Genomic DNA, 22,449 nt, shown 5'->3' with positions numbered 1-22,449 from the left:
CCATGATGTTGCCCGCTTTGATCACTCCACGTCGGTCCTCAGTGCGGCGGCGGCGTCCCGAGGGGCGCCGCCGTCCGTTTCCGTGCCCGAGGACGACGACGCTGACCTAAGCGCGCCGCCCCGCGAGCACCTCGTCGGCCACGCGCCGCGCGTGACCGGCCCCACCGACGACGGCCTGCCCGTACGCGACCACCCACTGCGCGACGGCGTCGGCCTCACCCGTCGCGTACCGCGCGGCCGCGGCGAGGTACACCGACGGCCCCTCCTGCCACACGACCTCCGGCAGCACCGAGCCCGTCGGGTCGAGCCCCGTGCGCGCCCCCACCAGGCGCGCGGCCGCACGCGCGACGACGCCGTTGGCCCCCGCGAACGGCCGGGCCGTCAACAGCTCCGCATGCACCACCGCCGCGACGACGAGGGCCGGCGCCCGGGTGGCCGCGGCGTCGCGCAGCACACCCGTGACGCGCGCCGCCGCCACCTCGGCTGCCGGCGCCGCCCCGAGTCCGCGCAGGTCGCCGGGAGGTCCGCTGCGCGGCCGCCCGACCTCATCGGCCGGCAGCACGTCGGCCGCGGCGGCGGCGTGCAGCCGCGCCAGCACCTGCGGCAGCGGGGCGCCCGGTCCCGGGTCACGCGACCCGAGTGCCGGGAGCTGCGCCTCGACGACCGCCTGCGCGCGCAGCGCACCCGCAGCGACCGCGTCGACGCCCCCGGCGGGTGCCGCCGTGCCGGTCGCCCAGGCGCGCAGCGCCTCGACGCCGACGGGCGCACCGTCGAGCGCTGCCGAGGCCGCCGCCGCCCGCAGGCCCGCCTCGGCCCGCACCTCACGCCACCGACGCCGGAACGCCTCGTGCCAGCGCAGCTCCTCGCACGCCGCGCGCGCGAGGTCCACCGCGGCAGCCACGCCCGGCAGCCCGGCGACGGCCGCGAGCGCGTCGGCGGGCGGGCACCCGTGCGCGCCACCCGGCCCGATCGCGTGCGGCGAGCCGCTCATGCGGTGAACAGCGCCTCGCCGCGCGCGGGCAGCGCCGCGGCGACGCGGGCGGACATCGACGCCTCCATCACCGGCAGCGCGTCGAGGTCGAACCACCGGGCGTCGGTGTTCTCACCGTCGGCCGGGAAGGGGTCGCCCGAGACCCAGCGGCACCGGAACGTCAGGTCCACGTACTGCGCCCGGTCGCCGTTGTCGTACACCACGGGCCCGACGACGCCCACCTGCGCGAGCCGCTGCACCGTCGCGACGACGTCGGCCTCCTCGAGCACCTCGCGCACGGCGGCGACGGCCGGCTCCTCCCCCGGGTCGACGATCCCCGTCACGGGCGTCCACTCACCGGTGTCGGACCGGCGCACGAGCAGCAGCTGCGGGCGCGGCCCGTCCTCGCGCAGCACGACCGCGGTCACGCCCGGCAACCAGAGCAGGTCGTGCCCCACACGCTCACGCAGGGCCAGGACGAAGGGAGGGACGGGCACGCGCCGATGCTACGCGCCGGCCACCGGCCCCCGGCCCACACCGAGCGCGACCACGTCCACGGGGCGTCGAAGGGCGACACCGGCCCTCGAACCACCACAATGGCCCCATGGTCTCCGCGCCGTCCGTGTCGTCGTCCATCACCGCCCGGCTGGAGGTGCAGGCCCGGCCCACCGCCGTCTCGGACCTCACCACGGCCATCGAGCGCGCCGGGGGGATCGTCACCGCGCTGGACGTGACGGCGTCCTTCCACGAGACCATGACGGTCGACGTCACGTGCGCGACCCGCGACACCGCGCACGCGGCCGACGTGGTCAGCGCCCTCGAGGGCCTCGACGGTGTGGTGGTCCAGCGGGTCTCCGACCGGACGTTCCTCATGCACCTGGGCGGCAAGCTGTCCATCGAGTCGAAGGTGCCGCTGCGCAACCGGGACGACCTGTCGATGGCGTACACCCCGGGGGTCGCGCGCGTCTGCCAGGCCATCGCCGACCACCCCGAGGACGCGCGCCGCCTGACGATCAAGCGCAACACCATCGCGGTCGTCACGGACGGCACGGCCGTGCTGGGCATGGGTGACATCGGGCCGCTGGCTGCGCTGCCCGTCATGGAGGGCAAGGCCGTGCTCTTCAAGCGGTTCGCGGACATCGACGCCTTCCCCATCTGCCTGGACACCACGGACGTCGACCGCATCGTCGAGACGGTGGTGGCCATCGCGCCGGTGTTCGCGGGGATCAACCTCGAGGACATCTCGGCGCCACGCTGCTTCGAGATCGAACGTCGGCTGCGCGAGCGGCTTGACATCCCGGTCTTCCACGACGACCAGCACGGCACGGCGATCGTGGTGGTCGCGGCGCTGGAGAACGCCCTGCAGGTCGTCGGCAAGCGGATCGGTGAGGTGCGCGTCGTGATGTCGGGCGCCGGGGCGGCGGGGACCGCCGTGCTCAAGCTGCTGCTGGCCGCGGGCGCACGGGACGTCGTCGTCGCCGACGTCGACGGCGTGATCCACCGTGACCGGCCCGGCCTGAGCCCCGCGCTGCGCTGGACCGCCGAGGCGACCAACCAGCGCGGCGTCACGGGCACGTTGCGGGACGCGGTCGCCGGCGCGGACGTCTTCATCGGCCTGTCCGCGCCCGACGTCATCACCGGTGACGACGTCGCCCGGATGGCACCCGACTCGATCGTGTTCGCCCTCGCCAACCCCCGCCCCGAGGTCGACCCGGACGACGCGGCGCGTCACGCGGCGGTCGTGGGCACGGGTCGCTCGGACTTCGCGAACCAGATCAACAACGTGCTGGCGTTCCCCGGCGTGTTCCGCGGGCTGCTCGACGCACAGTCCCGCTCGGTGACGGAGTCGATGCTGCTCGCCGCGGCGCGCGCGCTGGCGTCCGTCGTCCACCCGGACGAGCTCAACCCCACCTACATCGTGCCCAGCGTCTTCAACCCCGAGGCGACCACCGCGGTGGCCGCCGCCGTCCGCGCCGCGGCGGAGGCGGAGGCCGGTGGCGCGTCCGCCCGGGCCGACACCGGCGCGATCGCCACGGTCCGCGCCGCCCGCCCCTGAACGCACGCGACCCCGGCGAGGAGTCCTCGCCGGGGTCGCGCCCTGTCGTGGCTCCCGGCGGCCGTGCCGCCCGCCGGGGCGCGTCGTGGTCAGCCCTTGACGGAGCCGAGCATGATGCCGGACACGAAGTACCGCTGGACGAACGGGTAGATGCACAGGATCGGGATGATCGTGAGGATCATCGTCACGGCCTGGATGTTCGCCGAGATCGCCTCCTTGGTGGAGCCGGCGGCCGCCGCACCCTGGGAGGCGGCCGACGAGGCGCCCGCGATCATGTTGCGCAGGTACAGCGTCACCGGGAACAGCTCCTGCTTGTCCAGGTAGAGGAACGCGGCGAACCAGTCGTTCCAGATCGCCACCGAGTAGAAGAGGATCATCGTGGCGATCACCGCCTTCGACAGCGGCAGCACGATCCGACGGAAGATCCCCCACCAGCCGAGCCCGTCGATCTGCGCGGCCTCCTCCAGCTCGGAGGCCATGTTCTCGAAGAACGACTTCATGACCAGCAGGTTGAACACCGAGATCGCCCCCGGCAGGACGACGGCCCACATCGTGTTCTTCAGACCGAGGGTCTGGATCAGCACGTAGTTGGGGATCAGGCCGCCGTTGAAGAACATCGTGAAGACGGCGATGCCGATCAGCACGTTGCGCCCGCGCAGGTTCTTCCTCGCCAGCACGAACGCCAGGAGCGTGGTGAGCACCATGGCGATCGTGGTCCCGACGAGCGTGTAGACCACGGTGTTGCGGTACGACGACCAGAAGAGGTCGTTCGCGATGACGACCTTGTACGTGTCGAGGTTGAAGCCGATCGGCCAGACGTTGACCAGCCCCGCCTTGACGGCGCCCGCGCTGCTGAAGGACTGCGCGAGGACCGTGACGAACGGGTACAGCATGAGGCCGCACAGCAGCACGAGGAACGTGCCGTTGAACCAGGTGAAGGCCTTGTATCCCTTCGAGTCCCGGGGGCCGACGGGCTTTCCGCCCACGGCGTCCGGGCCCGCTGTCAGGGCGCTCTGAGTCACCACAGGCTTGCTCCCACCACTCGGCGCGACAGGAAGTTCGCGGAGAGGATCATCACGAGGCCGATGATCGCCTGGAACAGGCCGATGGCCGTCGCGTAGCTGAAGTTGTTGGACACGAGACCCACGCGGTAGAGGTACGTCGAGACGACGTCACCGGTGGCGTAGGTCAGCGGGTTGTACAGGAGGAGGACCTTCTCGAACCCGACGTTGAGGAACAGGCCGATGTTGAGGATGAGCAGCGTGATCATCGTCGGCCGGATGCCCGGCAGCGTGACGTGCCACGTCTGGCGCAGCCGGCCGGCGCCGTCGATGCGGGCGGCCTCGTACAGCGAGGCGTCCACCGTGGTCAGGGCGGCGAGGTAGAGGATCGTCCCCCAGCCGACGGTCTGCCAGATCTCGGAGCCGACGTAGACCGTGCGGAACCACTCGGCGCGCTGCAGGAACGGGATCGCGTCCCCGCCCGTCGCCTCGATGAGCTGGTTGACGGTGCCCTGCAGCGACAGCAGCTGCATGACCATGCCGACGACGATGACCACCGACAGGAAGTGCGGCAGGTAGGAGATCGACTGGATCACGCGCTTGAAGGCCGTCTTGCGGACCTCGTTGAGCAACAGCGCGAGGACGATCGGGAGCGGGAAGCAGAAGAGCAGCGTGAGGCCGCCGAGGATGACGGTGTTGCCGAAGACGTTCCAGAAGTTCGGGTCGTTGAGGAACAGCTGGATGTACCGCATGCCGACCCACTCGTCACCGAAGACGCTGCCGCCGGGTCGGAATCGGCGGAACGCGATGATGTTGCCGAACATCGGCACGTACCGGAAGACCAGCAGGAACAGCACGGGGACCAGGGCCATCGCGTACAGGACCCAGTCTCGCCGCAGCGCGATCCGCCAGTTCACCATGCCGGTGCGCCGCCGCTGCGGCGGGACCGGCCGTTCCGGGGACGCCGCGACGGTGCCCGCGGGCGGCGTCGTCGTCGCGAGGGCGTCGCCCGTCGCATGAGCTGCGCTCATGTCTCACTCCTTCGTGAGCGGGATCGGAGGCCCGGTGGGCCGGCCCCGTCGCAGGGACCGGCCCACCGTGCCGGGTGGAGCGTCAGCTCAGGATCAGCTGTTGGCCCGCTCGTAGGCCCCGTTGATGAGGTCCATGTAGCCCGACAGGCCCTGGCCCTCCAGGCCGCTCACGTAGTCGTCCCACTCCGACAGGTCGCGCTGCCCGAGGATGAAGGCGAGCGTCGCCGTGTCGACCGTGTCCTTCAGCGGCGTGCCGAGCAGCGAGGACTGCTCGAGCTCCGCCTCGTCCAGCGGGTGCGGCGGGAACGGGTCGCGCGGCGTCCGGGTCTCCTGGATGGCCTCGATGTAGTCGACGTACGCCGGGGTGTTGTAGGACATCTTCAGCTCGACGGACTCGGTGGAGCCGGTGAGCACGTCGTTCGCGAAGCCGAGGTCCTTCTTGAGGTCGATCGTCCCCGACGGGTTGAGGTTGAGCTGCTTCAGCGTGTACTCCGGGTTGAGGGTGTACTTGCCCTCGGCGTCCTTCGTGTAGTGCTTGTCCTCGACGCCCCACTGGATCAGCTCACGGGCCTCGGGGTTGTAGTACAGCCAGTCCGTGAAGTGCAGCAGGTCGCAGAAGTTCTCGTCCTTCGCGGCGTCAGCCGTGAGCATGAAGCCGTTCCAGAAGTTGCGCGGCTCGACCATCTGGCCGGCCGGGCCGCCCGGGGGCGCGATCTGGACGAGCTCGTAGTCCGTGACACCGGCCGCGTCGAGCGCCGTGGCGAACTCCTGGACGGTCCACGAGCCACCGGAGGCCGCGAAGACCTTCTCGGACGCGACCTTCTCGGTCACCGTGCCGCCGCCGCTGTCAGCCGCGGTGAAGGACTCGGTGTCGAGCAGGCCCTTCTCGGTCAGCCCGTTGAAGTAGGTGAGCATGTCCCTGTAGCCGTCGGTGGTACCGGCGTACACGAACTCACCGGCCTTCTCGTCCCACCACGCGCCGTCGCCGAAGCCCCAGCCCGCGACCGTGCCGAAGGCGTGCGCCGCGTAGTTGGTGATCGCCCCACCCTCGAAGCCGTCGGCCAGCGGCGTGGACTCCGGGTACTTGGCCTTGATGAGCTCGAGGCCCTTCTGCAGGTCCTCCCACGTCTCCGGGACCGGCGCACCGACCTCGTCGAAGACGTCCTTGCGGATGATCATCGAGAACATGGGGACCGAGACCTCGTGCAGGCCCGGCGTCATGTAGTACTTGCCGTCGTCCTGGCGCAGGTCCTCGACCATGTCGACGAGGTCCCACTCCTCGGTGTACTTCTTGAAGTTCGGCATGTAGTCCGCGTAGTCGCTCAGCGGCACGACGGCCCCGGACGCGGCGAACTGCTGCTCCTCGCCCGTGTAGATGAGCGGGATGATCTGCGGCGCGTCGCCGGCGCTGATGAGCAGCGAGCGCTTCTCCTCGTGGTCGCTGAACGGGATGTTCGTCAGCTTGAGCTTGACGTTCGTCCGCTTCTCGACCTCGTCGAAGAACTCCCACGTGTCCGTGATCGGGTAGTCCGCCCAGTCCGTCCAGAGCAGCGAGAACTCGCGCGGCTCCGCGGCCTTCCACTGCTCGTCGGCCACCGACTCGGACGAGCACTCCAGGTCCTTCGACTCACCGTCGGCGGTGGTCTCCCCGCCGTCCCCGCTGCCGCAGGCGGCAAGCGCCAGCGCACCCACCAGCGTCAGCGCACCGGCGGCTCGCGCCGAGCGCGTCCGCCGTCCTGCCAGGTTTCCCGCACGTGCCATCAGGGCTCTCCTCTTCGAGATCCGTCCCAGGCCACGACCCGGGCGTTGGAGCAGGGAACGAGCACCGGCGACCCCGCCCGATCTGCGGTCCGTCGTCGGCCCGGCGGACCGCCGGCATCGTCGCCGGCGGCACGTCGGATTCATCGCGACATGTACCGAGTATTAACGATACAGCCGTTGATGTGTCGGGACGCTAGGCGTCAAGGCAGTGCACAGTCAAGAACCTGCGATAACGAACAGATGACGACCGCTCGTGGGATCGCTCCCCCGCGGCGGACGCGGGCAAATGTACCGGTTCAGGCAGGTCCAGCGACCCCTTCCGAACGAGGTGCGAGGGCCCCGGACGCACGAAAGCGCCGCCGTCGCACGGGTGTGCGACGGCGGCGCGTGGCCGCGTGGTCTCAGCCGAAGAGCGCGGACGCCTTCAGGGCGGTCTGGGCGACCCCGTACGCGAGGAGCGAGCCGACCACGACCCACAGCGCGAGCGCCATGGCGCGCACCGGCGCACCCTTCACCGTGGCGACGTCCGTGGCGACGTCGTCCGTGGCGACGGACTCGTCCGCGCCCTGCTGCCGGGTGGTGGTCATCGGGTCTCCTCGGTGGTGGCGCCGACGCCCACGGGCTCGGCGGGGGTGACGACGGCGGCGTCGGCGGCAGGCTCGTGGAAGTGGGCCGCGACCGGGCGGACGAGCATGTTGGCGACGAAGCCCACGACGAGCACCGCGCACATCGTGACGAGCGACGGCAGGTACAGCTCGGCGCCCGTGACACCCTGCGCGCTGCGCGCGTCGGCGATGCCGTTGACGATGAGCGGTCCGGCGATGCCCGCCGCGGACCACGCGGTGAGCAGGCGCCCGTGGATGGCCCCGACCTCGAGCTCCCCGAAGAGGTCCTTCAGGTACGCGGGGATGGTCGCGAAGCCGCCGCCGTAGAAGCTGACGATCACGAACGTCAGGCCGACGAACAGGCCGACCGCCGAGGCGCCGACGGCCGCGAGGCACCCGTACAGCAGCGCCCCCACGCCGAGGTACATGATGTACGTCCGCTTGCGGCCGAGCTTGTCGGACGTGGTCGACCAGACGAACCGGCCGCCCATGTTCGCCAGGGACAGCAGCCCGACGAACCCGGCGGCCGTCGCGGCGGTGACCGCCGGGAAGAAGTCCTGGATCATCGGCGACGCCTGCTCGAGGATCCCGATGCCGGCCGTGACGTTGGTGAACAGCACGATCCACAGCAGGTAGAACTGCGGCGTGCGCACCGCGTTGGCGACCCGCACGTCCGCGTGCGACTGCATGCGGTTGGTGCCGGCGACGGGCGGGGTCCAGCCGTCAGGCCGCCAGCCCGGCGCCGGGACGCGGATCGTCACCGCGCCGCACGTCATGAGCACGGCGTAGATCGCCGCGAGCGTCAGCAGCGTGGGCACGATCGCCTCGGACGGCGTGGGCGCGTACGTCTCGAGCAGCTTGGCGGTCAGCGGCGAGGCGACGAGCGCACCACCCCCGAAGCCCATGATCGCCAGTCCCGTGGCGAGGCCCGGACGGTCGGGGAACCACTTGATGAGCGTCGACACCGGCGAGATGTAGCCGATGCCCAGGCCGATGCCGCCGATGAGGCCGTAGCCGAGGTACACCACCCACAGCTGGCCGAGCGAGACGCCGAGCGCCGCCACGAGGAACCCGGTCACCCAGCAGACGGCCGACAGCACCATCGCCTTGCGCGGTCCGTTGCGCTCCATCCACTTGCCGCCGAACGCCGCCGACAGGCCCAGCATGACGATCGCCATCGAGAAGATCACGGCCACCGAGGTGTGGCTGGTCCCGAACCGATCGAGCAGCGGGTTCTTGAAGACCGAGAACGCGTACACCTGTCCGATCGACAGGTGCACCGCGAGCGCAGCCGGTGGCACGAGCCACCGGTTGTAGCCGCGCGGCGCGACCGTACGACTCTTGTCCAGCCACCTCATCAGGAGTCCTCCCAGGTCAGCGCCCTGCGTTGGGCATGACGCACATCGTGGAGGGCGGTCGCTCGGGCCCCGAGGGACCAACGTCATGCCAGGGAGCGCCAACGGATGGTGCTCCCGTCTACGCCCGCGGGCCCGCGAGCGACCGCGGGGACCTAGGTCCCCCACCGCCACGGCCCGCGCGCCGCGAGGCGCACAACCGGCGGGCGCAATACCGTGGCCGAGCAGGCGTCCCCGACGCGCACCGCGACCACGAGGAGCACGCGTGAGCACCACGGACCCCCAGCGCCCCGGCGACGCCGGCGAGACGCGTGCGACGCCGAGCGAGGCCGCGGACACCGACACCGGCCGCCACGCGGTGCAGCGGCCCGCCCCCACGCCGCCCCGGCCTGCGACCGCCTCGACACCCGGGAGCGAGCGACCCGACCCCGTCGTCGCGTCCGGGCCCGCACGGACGGCGCCGCCGACCTCGACGGACGGTGCGCCCACCGCACCGGCCACACCCGGGGACTCGCCGGCCACGCCCGGTGCACCCGCACGTGACGCCACCGCCGGGGACACGCCCACCGGGGCCGGGGCCCGCGGCCGTCCGGACGACGCACCCGAGCGCCCCGAGACCGACGACGAGCTCTTCCCGGACCCCCACGCGCCGCGCACGCCGCACGCCGGTACGCACGTGCTGGGGGTGCTGGTCGGCCTGGTGCTCGCGCCGGCCGCGATCGGCCTGCTGCTGCTCGGGCAGAGCCGCATCCTCGACGTCCAGGTCGAGGGCTGGGACGCCTCGCTCGAGCTGCTCGGGATCGTGCTGGTCAGCGCGGGCGCGCTGCTCCTCGCGGCGCTGCTCGTCCTGGGCCTGTGGACGGCCGCCGTGCCCGTCACGGCGGGGCTGCTCCTCGGGGCGCTGGGAGGCATCCAGCTGTACGCGCCGGGCATCGCGCGCGCCACCACGCTCGAGGTGGTCGACGCGGACGCCTGGAGCCGGACGGCCACGCAGGTCACCGTCGCGGGCACCTCCGGCACCACCATCGCCGCGGCCGTGCTCCTGCTCGCCGGCGGTGTGGTCACCGCGCTCGCGCGGCGGCACGGCGTGCGTCTGGGCACCTTCCGCGAGCGCAACAGGACGGCCTGACGTCACCGCATCTCCGCAGCACGGTGCGCGAACCGGACCTCCGGGACTAAGGTCCCCTGACGAGACCGCACAGGTCAGCCCCACCGTCGCACCGAAGCCGCTGCGTAGGAGACAACGTGACCGAACCGTCTGCCGCCCCGCCGACCGACGCACCACCGAACTCCCCGGGCGCCCACGGCCTGGAGAACCTGCTGTCGGAGGAGCGCCGCTTCCCTCCGTCGTCCGAGTTCGCCGCCCAGGCCAACGCCACCGCCGACGCCTACGCGTGGGCGAACGCCGACCGCCCGGGGTTCTGGGCCGACCAGGCGCGCGATCTGCTGACGTGGTCGACGCCGTTCACGCAGACCCTCGACTGGTCGGACGCGCCGTTCGCCCGGTGGTTCGCCGACGGTCGCCTCAACGCCGCGTACAACGCGGTGGACCGCCATGTGGAGGAGGGCCGCGGTGACCGCGTCGCCCTGCACTTCGAGGGCGAGGGCGGTGACACCCGCACCCTGACCTACGCCGACCTGCTGCGCGAGGTGTCACGGGCGGCCAACGCGATGACCGCGCTGGGCGTCCGCACGGGCGACCGGGTGGCGATCTACCTGCCGCTGATCCCCGAGGCGGTCGTGACGATGCTCGCGTGCGCGCGGATCGGAGCGCCGCACTCCGTGGTGTTCGGCGGCTTCTCCGCCGAGGCGCTCAGCTCACGCATCCTCGACGCCGAGGCCAAGCTCGTCGTGACCGCCGACGGCGGGTTCCGTCGCGGCAAGCCGTCGGCGCTGAAGCCGGCGGTCGACGAGGCGCTCGCGAAGGGCGCGCCGAGCGTGGCGCACGTGCTCGTCGTGCGTCGTACGGGCCAGCCGGTGGAGTGGACGCAGGGTCGGGACGTCTGGTGGCACGACGCGGTCGAGGCGGCGTCGCCCGAGCACACGCCCGTGGACGTCGACGCCGAGCACCCGCTGTTCATCCTCTACACGTCCGGCACCACGGGGAAGCCGAAGGGCATCTTCCACACGACCGGCGGGTACCTCACGCAGGCCGCGTACACGCACCTCAACGTCTTCGACCTCAAGCCGGAGACGGACGTGTACTGGTGCACCGCCGACGTCGGCTGGATCACCGGGCACACGTACGTCGTCTACGGGCCGCTGCTCAACGGCGCGACGCAGGTCATCTACGAGGGCACGCCGGACACGCCGCACCGCGGCCGCTGGTGGGAGATCGTGCAGAAGTACGGCGTGACGATCCTGTACACGGCGCCGACCGCGATCCGCACCTGCATGAAGTGGGGTGCGGAGATCCCCGGGAAGTTCGACCTGTCGTCCCTGCGCGTGCTCGGCTCGGTCGGCGAGCCGATCAACCCGGAGGCGTGGATGTGGTACCGCCGCGTCATCGGCGGGGACCGCACCCCCGTCGTCGACACCTGGTGGCAGACCGAGACGGGCGCGATCATGATCAGCCCGCTGCCCGGCGTCACCGCGGCCAAACCAGGTTCGGCGCAGGTGCCCCTGCCCGGCATCGCCGCGGACGTCGTCGACGACGACGCGCAGCCGGTGCCGAACGGGGGCGGCGGCTACCTCGTGCTCACCGAGCCGTGGCCGTCGATGCTGCGCGGGATCTGGGGCGACCCGGAGCGCTACAAGGACACGTACTGGTCGCGCTTCGCCGGGCTCTACTTCGCCGGGGACGGCGCGAAGAAGGACGACGACGGCGACATCTGGCTGCTCGGCCGGGTGGACGACGTCATGAACGTGTCGGGCCACCGGCTGTCGACCACGGAGATCGAGTCGGCGCTCGTGTCGCACCCGTGGGTCGCCGAGGCCGCCGTGGTCGGCGCGACCGACGAGACGACCGGGCAGGCGGTCGTGGCGTTCGTGATCCTGCGCAGCGACGTGGTCGAGGGCAACGCGGCCGACGCGGCGACGGTCCAGGAGACGCTGCGCACGCACGTCGCCAAGGAGATCGGCCCGATCGCCAAGCCGCGCCAGATCCTCGTGGTGGCGGAGCTGCCCAAGACCCGGTCCGGCAAGATCATGCGGCGCCTGCTGCGTGACGTGGCGGAGAACCGGCAGGTCGGGGACTCGACGACCCTGGCCGACTCGTCGGTGATGGACCTCATCGCGCAGGGGCTGGCCACGCCGGTCGCGGCGTCGGAGGACTGAGCGCGGTCCGTCGTGACGGCCCGGGACGCACGTCGTCCCGGGCCGTTCGCCGTCCGGGACGCCCGGCAGGCGGCCGCCGTGCCCGTCCGACACCGGGTCCGCAGGAGAAGCGCTTCGCCTGATGTCGCGGCGAAACGCTTCACCGATGGAGGGGCCCGGGGCCCGCTGGTTTTCTGACGCCCGCACCCCCGTCCCGCCGCACGTCGGCGGCGACGGCGGACCCCGGACACCTTTCGCGGAACGAGGACGTCGATGAAGAGCACCTCCCTGCGCGCGGCAGCAGCCTGTGCCACCGCGCTCCTGGTGGTCGGCGGGATCACCACCGCCGCCACCACCGCCACCGCGGCCGATCCCGTCGGCCTGCACATCTCGGGCGCCCGGCTCGTCGAGCAGAACGGCACCCCCTTCGTCGCGCGCGGCGTCAGCCACGCGCACACCTGGTACACCTCGCAGACACCCACGGCGATCCCTGCCATCCGGGCCGCCGGCGCCAACGCGCTGCGCGTCGTGCTGTCCGGCGGCGACCGCTGGACCGAGAACGACGCGACCGACGTCGCGAACGTCATCGCCCTGTGCCGGGCCAACCAGCTGGTCTGCATGCTCGAGAACCACGACACCACCGGCTACGGCGAGCAGTCGGGCGCCGTGAGCCTGGACACCGCCGCCGACTACTTCATCTCGCTGAGGTCCGCGCTGCAGGGCACCGAGGACTTCATCCAGATCAACATCGGCAACGAGCCGACGGGCAACAACGAGCCGCAGGTCACCGCCTGGACGACCGACACGGCCAACGCCATCAAGAAGGTCCGCGCGGCCGGCCTGCGTCACAACATCGTCGTCGACGCACCCAACTGGGGCCAGGACTGGAAGGGCGTCATGCGCGACACGGCCGCCACCGTCGCCGCCGCCGACCCCGAGCACAACACCCTGTTCTCCGTCCACATGTACGGCGTGTACGCCCAGGCGTCCACCATCACGTCCTACCTGGACGCCTTCGCGGCGAAGGACCTGCCGCTCGTCATCGGCGAGTTCGGGCACGACCACTCGGACGGCAACCCCGACGAGGCGACGATCATGCGGGAGGCCGTCGCGCGCGGCATCGGCTACTACGGCTGGTCGTGGTCGGGCAACGGCGGCGGTGTCGAGTACCTCGACATGGTCACGAACTTCGACCCGGCCCAGAAGACGGCCTGGGGCACGCTGATCTTCGACGGCCCCCACGGCATCAGGGCGACCGCGCGGACGGCCACGTTCTTCTCCGGTGCGACGCCGACGCCGACGGTCACTCCGACCGTGACGCCCACGCCGACGGCGAGCCCGACGGTGACCGCCACGCCGACCGCCACGCCCACCCCCACGGCGACGCCCACGACGAGCCCGGGCGGGGCGTGCACGGCGCGGCTCACGGTCTCCAACGCGTGGCCCGGCGGGTTCCAGGGGACGGTCGACGTCACGGCGGGGTCCGCCGCCCTGTCCGGCTGGACGACCTCCTTCACCCTGCCCGGCGGTGCGTCCGTCTCGCAGGGCTGGAGCGCCACGTTCAGCAGCACCGGCAGCACGGTGACCGCCACGAACGCGGCCTGGAACGGCCGGCTGGGCGCCGGGCAGACCGTGACCTACGGGTTCATCGGCTCCGGCTCCGCCCCGACCGGCGCGGTCGCGGTGAGCTGCCGCTGACCCACCCGTACCGACGCGCCACGCGCGCGTCACCGTCGGCCCCGCCCTCCCCTCCAGGGCGGGGCCGACCCGTCCCCGGCGCCGAGCGCAGCCGGATGTGGTCGCGGACGTGACCACTTCCGCACCCACGGATCGGCAGACCTGACCACTTCCGTCCGGGCCTGCCGACCCGACCACAGGCGCCGCCTGCGGGAACGTCGTCCACGAGGTCTGCGTGCGGTGCCTCCGTCGTGCTCGTGGGTGCGCGAGGCTCGTCCGGTGGACAGGGACGGCTCGCACGGGGTGCTCGTAGGGCGCAGGTGCGGGCCCGGCTGGGTCCGCGTCGCGCACGGGCTGCACCGGCGCCCCTCGACGGTGGACCTCGCCGCGTGGCAGGCGGTGCTGCCCGCGTCCGCAGCGTTCTCGCACCTCACGGCCGCGCGTCTGCACGGTGGTGGCTGCCTGCGCTCCCTGCCGACCTCCCGGTGCTGGTCGACCAACCGGGCGCCCAGCCGCGGTCCCGGCGCGAGGGGGTCCGCGTGACCCGCGTCGCACGCGACGTGCCCGCGATCCGCGTCGACGGCGTCCGGGTGGCGACACCGGCGACCGCGCTGCTCGCGTGCGCACGCGACCTCGGGCTGCTCGACCTGGTCGTGCTGGTCGACTCCGCCCTGCGCGGCGGCTGCGCTGCCGACGAGATCGCGGAGGTGGTCGGGCAACGCGGCCGGGGTGCGCCGTTGCTGCGTCGGGCGCTCGGCCTCGCGGATCCTCGCAGCGAGTCACCGTGGGAGACCGTGCTGCGCCTGCTGCACGTCACCGTGGGTGCGCCGGTGATCCCGCAGCACGTCGTCCGGACGGCGGACGGCGTGTTCGTGGCGCGGGGCGACCTGTGGCTCCCCGCGACGCGGGTGCTGCACGAGTACGACGGTGGCGTCCACCGCACGGCGCAGGCTCACGCGAGGGATCTCCGACGGGACCGGGCACTGACGGCCGCCGGGTGGACGAGGCGAGGCTACGTCGCGGCCGACCTGTGCCGGGACCCTGTCGCGGTGCTCCGCGACATCGACAGCACACTCGGGCGCCCTCACGCACCTGCCCGGATCCGCCCGTGGCTCGACCTGCTGCGCACCTCGACCCTGACGGCGTCCGGCCGAGCCCGCCTACGGGCCCGCCTGACGTGACCCCGCGGAAATGGTCACATCTGCCGGAAGGAGAACCCCGGGAAGGTCCCCGGTGTGACCACTTCCGGGTGTTCCGACCCCGCGGGTGCTACCAGCCCAGCGCGCGGCGCAGGCGGCGGGCGGCCTCCCGGCCGGCGCGGTTGGCGCCGATCGTCGACGCGCTCGGGCCGTAGCCGACGAGCTGCACGCGCGGCTCGGCGACCACCTGGGTGCCGTCCATCGTGATGCCGCCACCGGGGCCACGCAGACCCAGTGGCGCGAGGTGGTCGAGGGACGCCCGGAAGCCCGTGGCCCACAGGATCGTGCGCGCCGCCACGGACGGCGGGCCGTCGACCCACCCGCCGGTGCCGGCACCGCCGTCGCCGCGCGGACCGGGGAGGCCACCCGCACCCGGCTCCCACTCGACGCCCTCGGGCACGATGCGGGAGAACACCGGGCGCGCCCGCAGCACGCCGGCGTCGATCCCGGCGCGGTACGCCGCCGTCAGCGGCAGGCCCGTCACCGACACCACGGACTCGGGCACCAGCCCGGCGCGCACGCGGTCCTCGACGCGCCCGACGGCGTCGCGGCCCAGCTCGGGGGTGAACTCCGCCTCCGTCCACACCGGCGGCCGGCGGGTGACCCACGTCGTCGTCGTGACCTGCGCGATCTGCAGCAGCAGCTGGACTGCCGAGGTCCCGCCCCCGACCACCACGACGTGGCCGTCCGCGAGATCGGCCGCCGTGCGGAAGTCGCGCGTGTGCAGCTGCCGGCCCCGGAACGTCGCCCGGCCCGGGTACGCCGGCCAGAACGGCTTGCCCCACGTGCCCGACGCGTTGACGATCCCTCGCGCGGACCAGACGACGACCTCGTCGGGGTGCTCGACGTGCCGGGTCGTCACGACGAACCGCGGGTCGTCCCTCTCGGCCTCCTCGGCCCGCTCGACGCGCTCGACGCGGACCGGACGCTGCACGTTCAGCCCGAAGGCCTCCTCGTACTGCGCGAAGTAGTACGGGACGGCGTCGGCGGCCGCCTCGGACGCGTCCACGATCGTCAACGGCATGCCCGGCAGGTCGTGCACGCGGTGGGCGTCGGCCATCGTCAGCGAGCGCCACCGGTGCTGCCACGCACCGCCCGCACGCGGGTTGTCGTCGAGGACGACGTAGGTGCCGCGCGCCCGCTCCCAGCCGGCCGAGCCGACGGGCACCAGGCCGGTGCGGTGCAGGTGGTACGCGGTGGACAGGCCGGCCTGTCCGGCCCCCACGACGACGACGTCCACCTCGACGGTCCGCGGCCGGCTCCGGTCCCGGCGCGCACGTCGGCCCTCCGGAGCCGGCGGGTGCGTGGGAGGACGGGGCATGGCGCGTCCACGGTACCGGGAGATCCGGGAGGGGGTGCCCAGCCGACGCGGCCGCGGCGCGCACCGACGGATCACCCCGGGATCAGGGCCCCGGCGGCGCCGTCCGTGATGGGATGGGCGCATGTCGTCCGACACCGAGGTCCCGACGTCGTTCACGGCCGTCACCGGTCCCCTGCCCGCGTCGCGGGCGGACGCCGTCCGGATGCTGCACCACGAGGCGATGCGCCACGACGGGGTGCCGCCCCTGTCCGAGCAGCCCCTGCTGTGGCTGTCCGACGACCAGGCCCCGGTCGTCCACCTGCTCGCCACGCAGCCCACCGGCGGCGACGTGCCCGACGGCACCGACGCCGGGCTCGTCGGGTACGCGCAGCTCGACGTGGGCAGCTCGACCACCGCCCGCGCCGAGCTCGTCGTCGACCCGGCCCACCGTCGCCACGGCGTCGGACGCGCGCTGCTGGCGCGTGCCGTGCACGAGGCCGAGCGGGTCCCCGGACGTCGGCTGCAGGTCTGGGCGCACGGCGACCTGCCTGCCGCCCGGGCCACCGCCACGGCGATGGGCATGGTCGTGGTGCGCGAGCTGTGGCGCATGGCGCTCGACCTGACGGAGCACCCCCCGGCGGCCCCGCGGCTCCCGCAGGGCGTCGAGGTGCGCCCGTTCGTGCCCGGGCAGGACGAGGAGGCGTGGCGGCGGGTCAACGCCCGCGCGTTCGCGCACCACCCGGAGCAGGGCCGGATGACCTCGGCAGACCTGCGGGCGCGCGAGGCGGAGCCGTGGTTCGACCCTGCCGGCTTCCTGCTGGCGGAGCGGGACGGCCGGCTGCTCGGGTCGGTGTGGACCAAGGTCCACCCCGCGGGCACCGCGCCGGACGGCGCACCGGGCGAGGAGGTCGGCGAGATCTACGTCGTGGGCGTCGACCCGCTCGCGCAGGGTCTGGGGATGGGCCGTGCGCTGACCTCGCTGGGGCTGGCCCACCTCCGTGACCGGGGGCTGCGCACCGTCATCCTCTACACCGGCGCGGAGAACACGGTCGCGGTGCACACCTACGAGCGCGCCGGGTTCGCCCGGACGGCGGTCGACGTCATGTTCGGTCCCCCCGCGGCCGGCAGCCCGCCCCGCGGGACACCGGTCGTCCAGGCGGACGACGCCGACACGACGAGTCCACCCGACGGTGCCACGATGAGCACATGACCGACGCTCCCCCCATCGACCCGGCGCTGGCGGAACGGATCGCCGAGCACGTGGAGGCCCCCGAGGCGCTCGCGCCCGCGCTGCACGAGCCGCTGCCCGAGGACCGCTTCCTCGACCGGGAGCTGTCCTGGCTGGCGTTCAACCAGCGCGTCCTGGAGCTCGCGGAGGACGCGAGCCTGCCGCTGCTGGAACGGGTGCGGTTCCTGGCGATCTTCGCGTCCAACCTCGACGAGTTCTTCATGGTGCGGGTCGCCGGGCTCAAGCGGCGCATCGCGACCGGGATCGCCGTCACCGCGGCCTCGGGGCTGTCCCCGCGGCAGGTCCTCGAGGCGATCAGCGAGCGTGCGCACACCCTCATGGAGCGCCACGCGCAGGTGCTGACGCGCGACGTCCAGCCGGCGCTCGCCGCCGAGGGCATCACGATCGTGCGCTGGGACGACCTGGGCGACGCCGAGCAGGACCGCCTGCACAAGTTCTTCCGCCGGCAGATCTTCCCGGTGCTGACGCCGCTCGCCGTGGACCCGGCGCACCCGTTCCCGTACATCTCGGGGCTCTCGCTGAACCTCGCCGTGAGCGTCGTCAACCCGGCGACGGGCAAGGAGCACTTCGCGCGGGTCAAGGTGCCGCCGCTGCTGCCGCGGTACATCGCCGTCGACGCGGCCGGCCGCCCGTCGGCGCCCGTCCCGCAGACCGCCGCCCCCGAGCGCGGGCCCATGTCGTTCGTGCCCGTCGAGGACGTCATCGCCCAGCACCTCGACATGCTGTTCCCCGGCATGGAGGTCCGTGAGTTCCACACGTTCCGCATCACCCGGAACGAGGACTTCGAGGTCGAGGAGGACGACGCGGAGAACCTCCTCAAGGCGATGGAGAAGGAGCTCCTGCGGCGCCGCTTCGGCCCGCCGGTGCGCCTCGAGGTCGCCGAGGGCATCAGCCCGCGCGTCCGCAAGTTCCTGGTGCGCGAGCTCGCCATGTCCGAGGACGACGTGTACGAGCTCCCCGCGCCGCTGGACCACACGGGTCTGAACCTCATCGCCGACCAGGACCGCCCCGAGCTGCAGTTCCCGCGGTTCGTCCCGGTGACGCACCGGCACCTGGCCGAGGTGGAGTCCGCGTCGGCCACCGACGTGTTCGCGGCGATCCGCGCCCGCGACATCCTGCTGCACCACCCGTACGACTCGTTCTCGACGTCCGTGCAGACGTTCCTCGAGCAGGCGGCGGCCGACCCCGCCGTGCTGGCCATCAAGCAGACGCTGTACCGCACGTCGGGCGACTCCCCCATCGTCGACGCCCTCATCGACGCGGCGCAGGCCGGCAAGCAGGTCCTCGCGCTCGTCGAGATCAAGGCACGGTTCGACGAGCAGAACAACATCTCGTGGGCCCGCAAGCTCGAGCAGGCGGGCGTGCACGTCGTCTACGGGATCGTGGGGCTCAAGACGCACTGCAAGCTGTCGCTCGTCGTGCGGCAGGAGGCCGACGGCCTGCGCCGCTACAGCCACGTCGGCACGGGCAACTACCACCCGAAGACGGCGCGCCTGTACACCGACCTCGGGCTGCTGACCGCCGACCCGGACGTCGGCCAGGACCTCACGCGTCTGTTCAACCAGCTGTCGGGGTACGCGCCCAAGTCCCGGTTCCACCGCCTGCTGGTGGCACCGCGCTCCGTGCGCTCGGGGCTGCTGGAGCGCATCGAGCGCGAGGCCGAGGCCGCCCGGCGCGGCGAGCCGGCGTGGATCAGGATCAAGGTGAACTCGATGGTCGACGAGGCCATCATCGACGCCCTGTACCGCGCGTCGCAGGCGGGCGTCCCGGTCGACATCAACGTGCGCGGGATCTGCGCGCTGCGCCCGGGGGTCCCGGGCATGTCCGCGACGATCCGGGTGCGCTCGATCCTGGGGCGGTTCCTCGAGCACTCCCGCGTGTTCGCGTTCTGCCACACGGTCGCGACACCCGGCGAGGACGGGTTCGAAGGGCCCGAGGTCTACATCGGCTCGGCCGACCTCATGCACCGCAACCTCGACCGCCGCGTCGAGGCACTGGTCCGCGTCGCGGACCCCGCGCAGGTCCGCGAGCTCGTCGACTACCTCGAGGAGTCCATGGACGACGCGACGTCGTCGTGGCACCTGCAGCCGGACGGCGAGTGGGTCCGGCACCACGTCGGTCCCGACGGACCGCTGGTGGACCTGCAGGAGGTGCTGATCCACCGCCAGAGGCGTCGTCCGGGCGCTGCGCGGTGAAGGCGCCCGCCCCTGCCCCCGTCGTGGCCGCCGGGGCGCTGGTGTGGCGCGTGCGCACGGGACGCCTGCAGGTCGCGCTCGTGCACCGCCCGCGGTACCGGGACTGGTCGTGGCCCAAGGGCAAGCTCGACCCCGGTGAGATCGCGCCCGTCGCGGCGGTCCGGGAGGTCGAGGAGGAGACGGGCATGGCCGTGGTGCTCGGGATCCCGCTGCCCGGGCTCGAGTACCGCCTGTCCGACGGCCGGCGCAAGCTCGTGCACTACTGGGCGGCCCGGCAGGGTGGTCGCGGCGACGAGGCACCGCTGGGTGCCCGCCCCCCGGTGGCGCACGCCGACCGCGCGGAGATCGACCTGTGGGAGTGGTTCGACGTCGGGGACGCCGCACGGCGCCTGACGCGGGGCGCCGACCGGCGCCCCCTCGACGCCCTCGTCGAGGCGCACGAGCGGGGCCGGCTGAGCACGCGGTCCCTCGTGGTCGCGCGCCACGGGCAGGCCCGCAAGCGCAGCCTGTGGGGCGGTGACGAGGAGGACCGCCCGCTGACCGGCCTCGGGCTGCGGCAGGCGGTGGCCGCGGTGCCCGTCCTGGCCGCGTTCGGCGTCGGCCGCGTCGTGACCAGCCGCTGGGAACGGTGCGCCGCGAGCGTCGCCCCGTACGCGACGGCGGCCGGGGTCCGGCCCGAGGTCGCCGACGGCCTCACCGAGGCGAAGCACGACGAGTCACCGGCGCACGTCGGCGCCATCGTCCAGGAGCTGCTGGTCGACCCCCGCGACGCGGTGCTGTGCACGCACCGCCCCGTGATGCCGACGGTGCTGGACGTGCTCGCCGAGCACAGCCGTCGGCAGGTCGCCGACGCCCTGCCCGAGAAGAACCCGTTCCTGGCGCCGGCGGAGCTGCTCGTGGCGCACCGGGGCGAGACGCCGCGCGGCGTCCGGGTGCTGGCGGTCGAGCGCCACCCGTCGCCGGCGACGCCCGACTGAGGCCTCAGCCCAGGATCGGGTGCACGATCCAGAACACGACGGCGGCCACCGCGGCTGCTGCGGGGATCGTGAGGATCCACGCACCGGCGATGTTCTTGGCGACTCCCCAGCGCACGGCCGACAGGCGCTTGGTCGCGCCGACGCCCATGATCGCCGAGGTGATCGTGTGCGTCGTCGACACCGGCGCGTGCAGGTAGAACGCGTTGACGTAGAGCACGACGGCCGAGACCGACTCGGCGACGAACCCGCGCGCGGGGTCGAGCTCGATGATCTTGCGTCCCAGGGTGCGCATGATGCGCCACCCGCCCGCGTACGTGCCGAGCGAGATCGCCCCGGCAGCCGCCAGCTTGACCCACAGGGGGATGCCGTGCTCGGGGTCCGCCCAGTTGGCGGTGAGCAGCGCCAGGTAGATGACGCCCATGGTCTTCTGCGCGTCCTGCAGGCCGTGGCCGAGCGCCATGGCGGCCGCGGAGACCGTCTGCGCGAACCGGAAGCGGCGGTTGGTCCGCGCGGGCGGCCGGTTCCGGATGAGCCACAGCAGGCCGACCATCACGAAGAACGCGAGGGTGAACCCGATCAGGGGCGAGAAGACCATCGGCAGGACGACCTTGTCGACGATCGAGCTGCCGTACACGCCGAACCCGCCGGCGAGACCCGCTCCCACGAGCCCGCCGATGAGGGCGTGCGTCGAGGACGAGGGCAGCCCGAACCACCACGTGACGAGGTTCCAGGTGATGGCGCCGACGAGCGCGCACAGGATGACGACGAGCGCGCTGTGGGACGACGCCGACTGCAGGTCCACGATCTGGGTCGCGATCGTCTCGGCGACCTCGGTGCCGAGCAGCGCGCCCAGGAAGTTCATGACCGCGGCCATGATGAGCGCCGCCCGCGGCGTGAGCGCGCGCGTCGAGACCGACGTGGCGATCGCGTTGGCGGCGTCGTGGAAACCGTTCGTGTAGTCGAACCCGAGAGCGAGCGCGACGACGAAGACGACCAGCACAGGTTCCACGAGGGCTCAGGACTCCTTGAGCGCGATCGTCTCGACCGTGTTGGCCACCTTCTCGAAGGCGTCCGCCGCGTCCTCGAGCTTCTCGACGATCTCCTTGAGCTTCATGAGGAGGATCGGGTCGGCGATCTCGTCGAACATCTCCGCGAGCAGCTTGCGGTGCGACTTGTCCGCCTGGTTCTCCAGGCGGTTGATCTCGACCCAGTACTCCTGGAGGGACTCCATCGAGCGCAGCCGCGGCATCGCCTCGGCCGTCAGCTCGGCGGCGCGCTGCAGCACCTGGACCTGGTCCGAGACGCGGGCGGGCAGCTCCCCGATCTTGTACAGGACCATGAGGTCGGCGGCCTCGTCCATGTAGTCCATGCAGTCGTCGAGGCTCGACGCGAGGTCGTAGATGTCGTCGCGGTCGAAGGGTGTGACGAAGGTCTGGTTCAGGCGACGCATGATCGTGTGCGTCGCGTCGTCCGCGGCGTGCTCCTCCGCGGCCATCCGCTTGTTCAGCTCTTTGCGGGTGGCGCGATCGGCACCGAGCATCTCCGCCAGCAGGTTCGCGCCCGTCACGAGATGGACGGCGGATGCGGCGAAGAGGTCGAAGTACGAGGTATCGCGCGGTGTCAGGCGCAGGCGCACGGAGGGCTCCGGGTCATCGACTGGTGGACGCCCCAGGGACGGGGCCCGCTCAGCCTAACGGGCGCCGAACACCGGATGTGCCGGGACTTCCGGCCCGGGCGGGCACGGTGCGCCGCTGAACCGTGTGATGTGTGCGACGCCGGGCCGGAGCGCCTGACGGCGCGAGGCCGCTCGAAGCGGCT

The 22,449-nt window shown here is 72.6% G+C and carries 18 protein-coding genes; 8 read left to right on the top strand and 10 right to left on the bottom strand.

What is annotated here, in order from left to right; translation table 11 throughout:
- Positions 1-106 precede the first annotated feature (106 nt).
- Entirely contained in the window at positions 107-991 is an 885-nt protein-coding gene (locus tag IR158_RS18505) for a Fic family protein (protein WP_291815730.1), read from the bottom strand.
- Positions 988-1,467, bottom strand: coding sequence for an NUDIX domain-containing protein (locus tag IR158_RS18500; protein ID WP_291815727.1), 480 nt, complete (start codon positions 1,465-1,467; stop codon positions 988-990). The genes IR158_RS18505 and IR158_RS18500 overlap by 4 nt, the downstream gene beginning before the upstream one ends.
- A 107-nt stretch (positions 1,468-1,574) precedes the next feature.
- Between IR158_RS18500 and IR158_RS18495 the strand changes: the two genes are divergently transcribed.
- Entirely contained in the window at positions 1,575-3,026 is a 1,452-nt protein-coding gene (locus IR158_RS18495; RefSeq protein ID WP_291815724.1) for an NAD-dependent malic enzyme, read from the top strand.
- Between the two features lie 89 nt (positions 3,027-3,115).
- Here the strand turns inward: IR158_RS18495 and IR158_RS18490 are convergent, their stop codons facing one another.
- The 5 genes from IR158_RS18490 to IR158_RS18470 form a co-directional block, all read right to left on the bottom strand.
- Positions 3,116-4,033: a carbohydrate ABC transporter permease gene (locus IR158_RS18490; protein WP_291815772.1), complete on the bottom strand. Its 918-nt coding sequence runs from the start codon at positions 4,031-4,033 to the stop codon at positions 3,116-3,118.
- A gap of 11 nt (positions 4,034-4,044) precedes the next feature.
- Complete coding sequence (locus IR158_RS18485; RefSeq protein WP_291815721.1) at positions 4,045-5,058, bottom strand: sugar ABC transporter permease; 1,014 nt, start codon at positions 5,056-5,058, stop codon at positions 4,045-4,047.
- Between the two features lie 93 nt (positions 5,059-5,151).
- Entirely contained in the window at positions 5,152-6,819 is a 1,668-nt protein-coding gene (locus tag IR158_RS18480) for an extracellular solute-binding protein (protein WP_291815719.1), read from the bottom strand.
- Between the two features lie 401 nt (positions 6,820-7,220).
- On the bottom strand, positions 7,221-7,406 hold the full coding sequence (locus tag IR158_RS18475) for a hypothetical protein (RefSeq protein WP_291815716.1): 186 nt from the start codon (positions 7,404-7,406) through the stop codon (positions 7,221-7,223).
- Positions 7,403-8,782 (bottom strand): OFA family MFS transporter, encoded by a 1,380-nt coding sequence (locus IR158_RS18470; protein WP_291815713.1) that lies wholly within the window; start codon positions 8,780-8,782, stop codon positions 7,403-7,405. The genes IR158_RS18475 and IR158_RS18470 overlap by 4 nt, the downstream gene beginning before the upstream one ends.
- 262 nt (positions 8,783-9,044) lie before the next feature.
- Here IR158_RS18470 and IR158_RS18465 point away from each other — a divergent pair, with 262 nt between their 5' ends.
- From IR158_RS18465 to IR158_RS18450, 4 genes are all read left to right on the top strand, one after another.
- Positions 9,045-9,908, top strand: a complete 864-nt coding sequence (locus tag IR158_RS18465; protein WP_291815710.1) for a hypothetical protein — start codon at positions 9,045-9,047, stop codon at positions 9,906-9,908.
- A 179-nt stretch (positions 9,909-10,087) separates the two neighbouring features.
- Entirely contained in the window at positions 10,088-12,055 is a 1,968-nt protein-coding gene (gene acs, locus IR158_RS18460) for an acetate--CoA ligase (protein WP_291815770.1), read from the top strand.
- Between the two features lie 252 nt (positions 12,056-12,307).
- Entirely contained in the window at positions 12,308-13,732 is a 1,425-nt protein-coding gene (locus IR158_RS18455) for a cellulase family glycosylhydrolase (protein ID WP_291815708.1), read from the top strand.
- A gap of 518 nt (positions 13,733-14,250) precedes the next feature.
- A complete protein-coding gene (locus IR158_RS18450) occupies positions 14,251-14,892 on the top strand; it encodes a hypothetical protein (protein ID WP_291815704.1) in 642 nt (213 codons plus the stop codon).
- 88 nt (positions 14,893-14,980) lie between these two features.
- On the opposite strand, the gene IR158_RS18445 is transcribed toward IR158_RS18450, so the two are convergent.
- On the bottom strand, positions 14,981-16,231 hold the full coding sequence (locus IR158_RS18445) for an NAD(P)-binding domain-containing protein (RefSeq protein WP_291815701.1): 1,251 nt from the start codon (positions 16,229-16,231) through the stop codon (positions 14,981-14,983).
- A 121-nt stretch (positions 16,232-16,352) separates the two neighbouring features.
- Here IR158_RS18445 and mshD point away from each other — a divergent pair, with 121 nt between their 5' ends.
- From mshD to IR158_RS18430, 3 genes are read left to right on the top strand one after another with little or no spacing between them, the layout of a single operon-like run.
- On the top strand, positions 16,353-17,420 hold the full coding sequence (gene mshD, locus IR158_RS18440; protein ID WP_291815698.1) for a mycothiol synthase: 1,068 nt from the start codon (positions 16,353-16,355) through the stop codon (positions 17,418-17,420).
- Positions 17,417-19,654 carry an RNA degradosome polyphosphate kinase gene (locus IR158_RS18435; RefSeq protein ID WP_291815695.1) on the top strand — a complete coding sequence of 746 codons (2,238 nt, stop codon included), beginning with the start codon at positions 17,417-17,419 and terminating at the stop codon, positions 19,652-19,654. The genes mshD and IR158_RS18435 overlap by 4 nt, the downstream gene beginning before the upstream one ends.
- Positions 19,651-20,631, top strand: coding sequence for an NUDIX hydrolase (locus IR158_RS18430; RefSeq protein ID WP_291815692.1), 981 nt, complete (start codon positions 19,651-19,653; stop codon positions 20,629-20,631). The genes IR158_RS18435 and IR158_RS18430 overlap by 4 nt, the downstream gene beginning before the upstream one ends.
- 4 nt (positions 20,632-20,635) lie before the next feature.
- On the opposite strand, the gene IR158_RS18425 is transcribed toward IR158_RS18430, so the two are convergent.
- Both IR158_RS18425 and IR158_RS18420 read right to left on the bottom strand, forming a co-directional pair.
- On the bottom strand, positions 20,636-21,640 hold the full coding sequence (locus IR158_RS18425; RefSeq protein WP_291815689.1) for an inorganic phosphate transporter: 1,005 nt from the start codon (positions 21,638-21,640) through the stop codon (positions 20,636-20,638).
- Positions 21,641-21,646: 6 nt separating this feature from the next.
- Positions 21,647-22,267: a DUF47 family protein gene (locus IR158_RS18420; RefSeq protein WP_291815687.1), complete on the bottom strand. Its 621-nt coding sequence runs from the start codon at positions 22,265-22,267 to the stop codon at positions 21,647-21,649.
- Positions 22,268-22,449 lie beyond the last annotated feature (182 nt).

The sequence above is a fragment of the Cellulomonas sp. genome, assembly GCF_015234515.1.
GTDB lineage: Bacteria > Actinomycetota > Actinomycetes > Actinomycetales > Cellulomonadaceae > Cellulomonas.
Note: the sequence above shows the minus strand (reverse complement) of the source record. Positions and strands in the feature narration are given on the sequence as shown.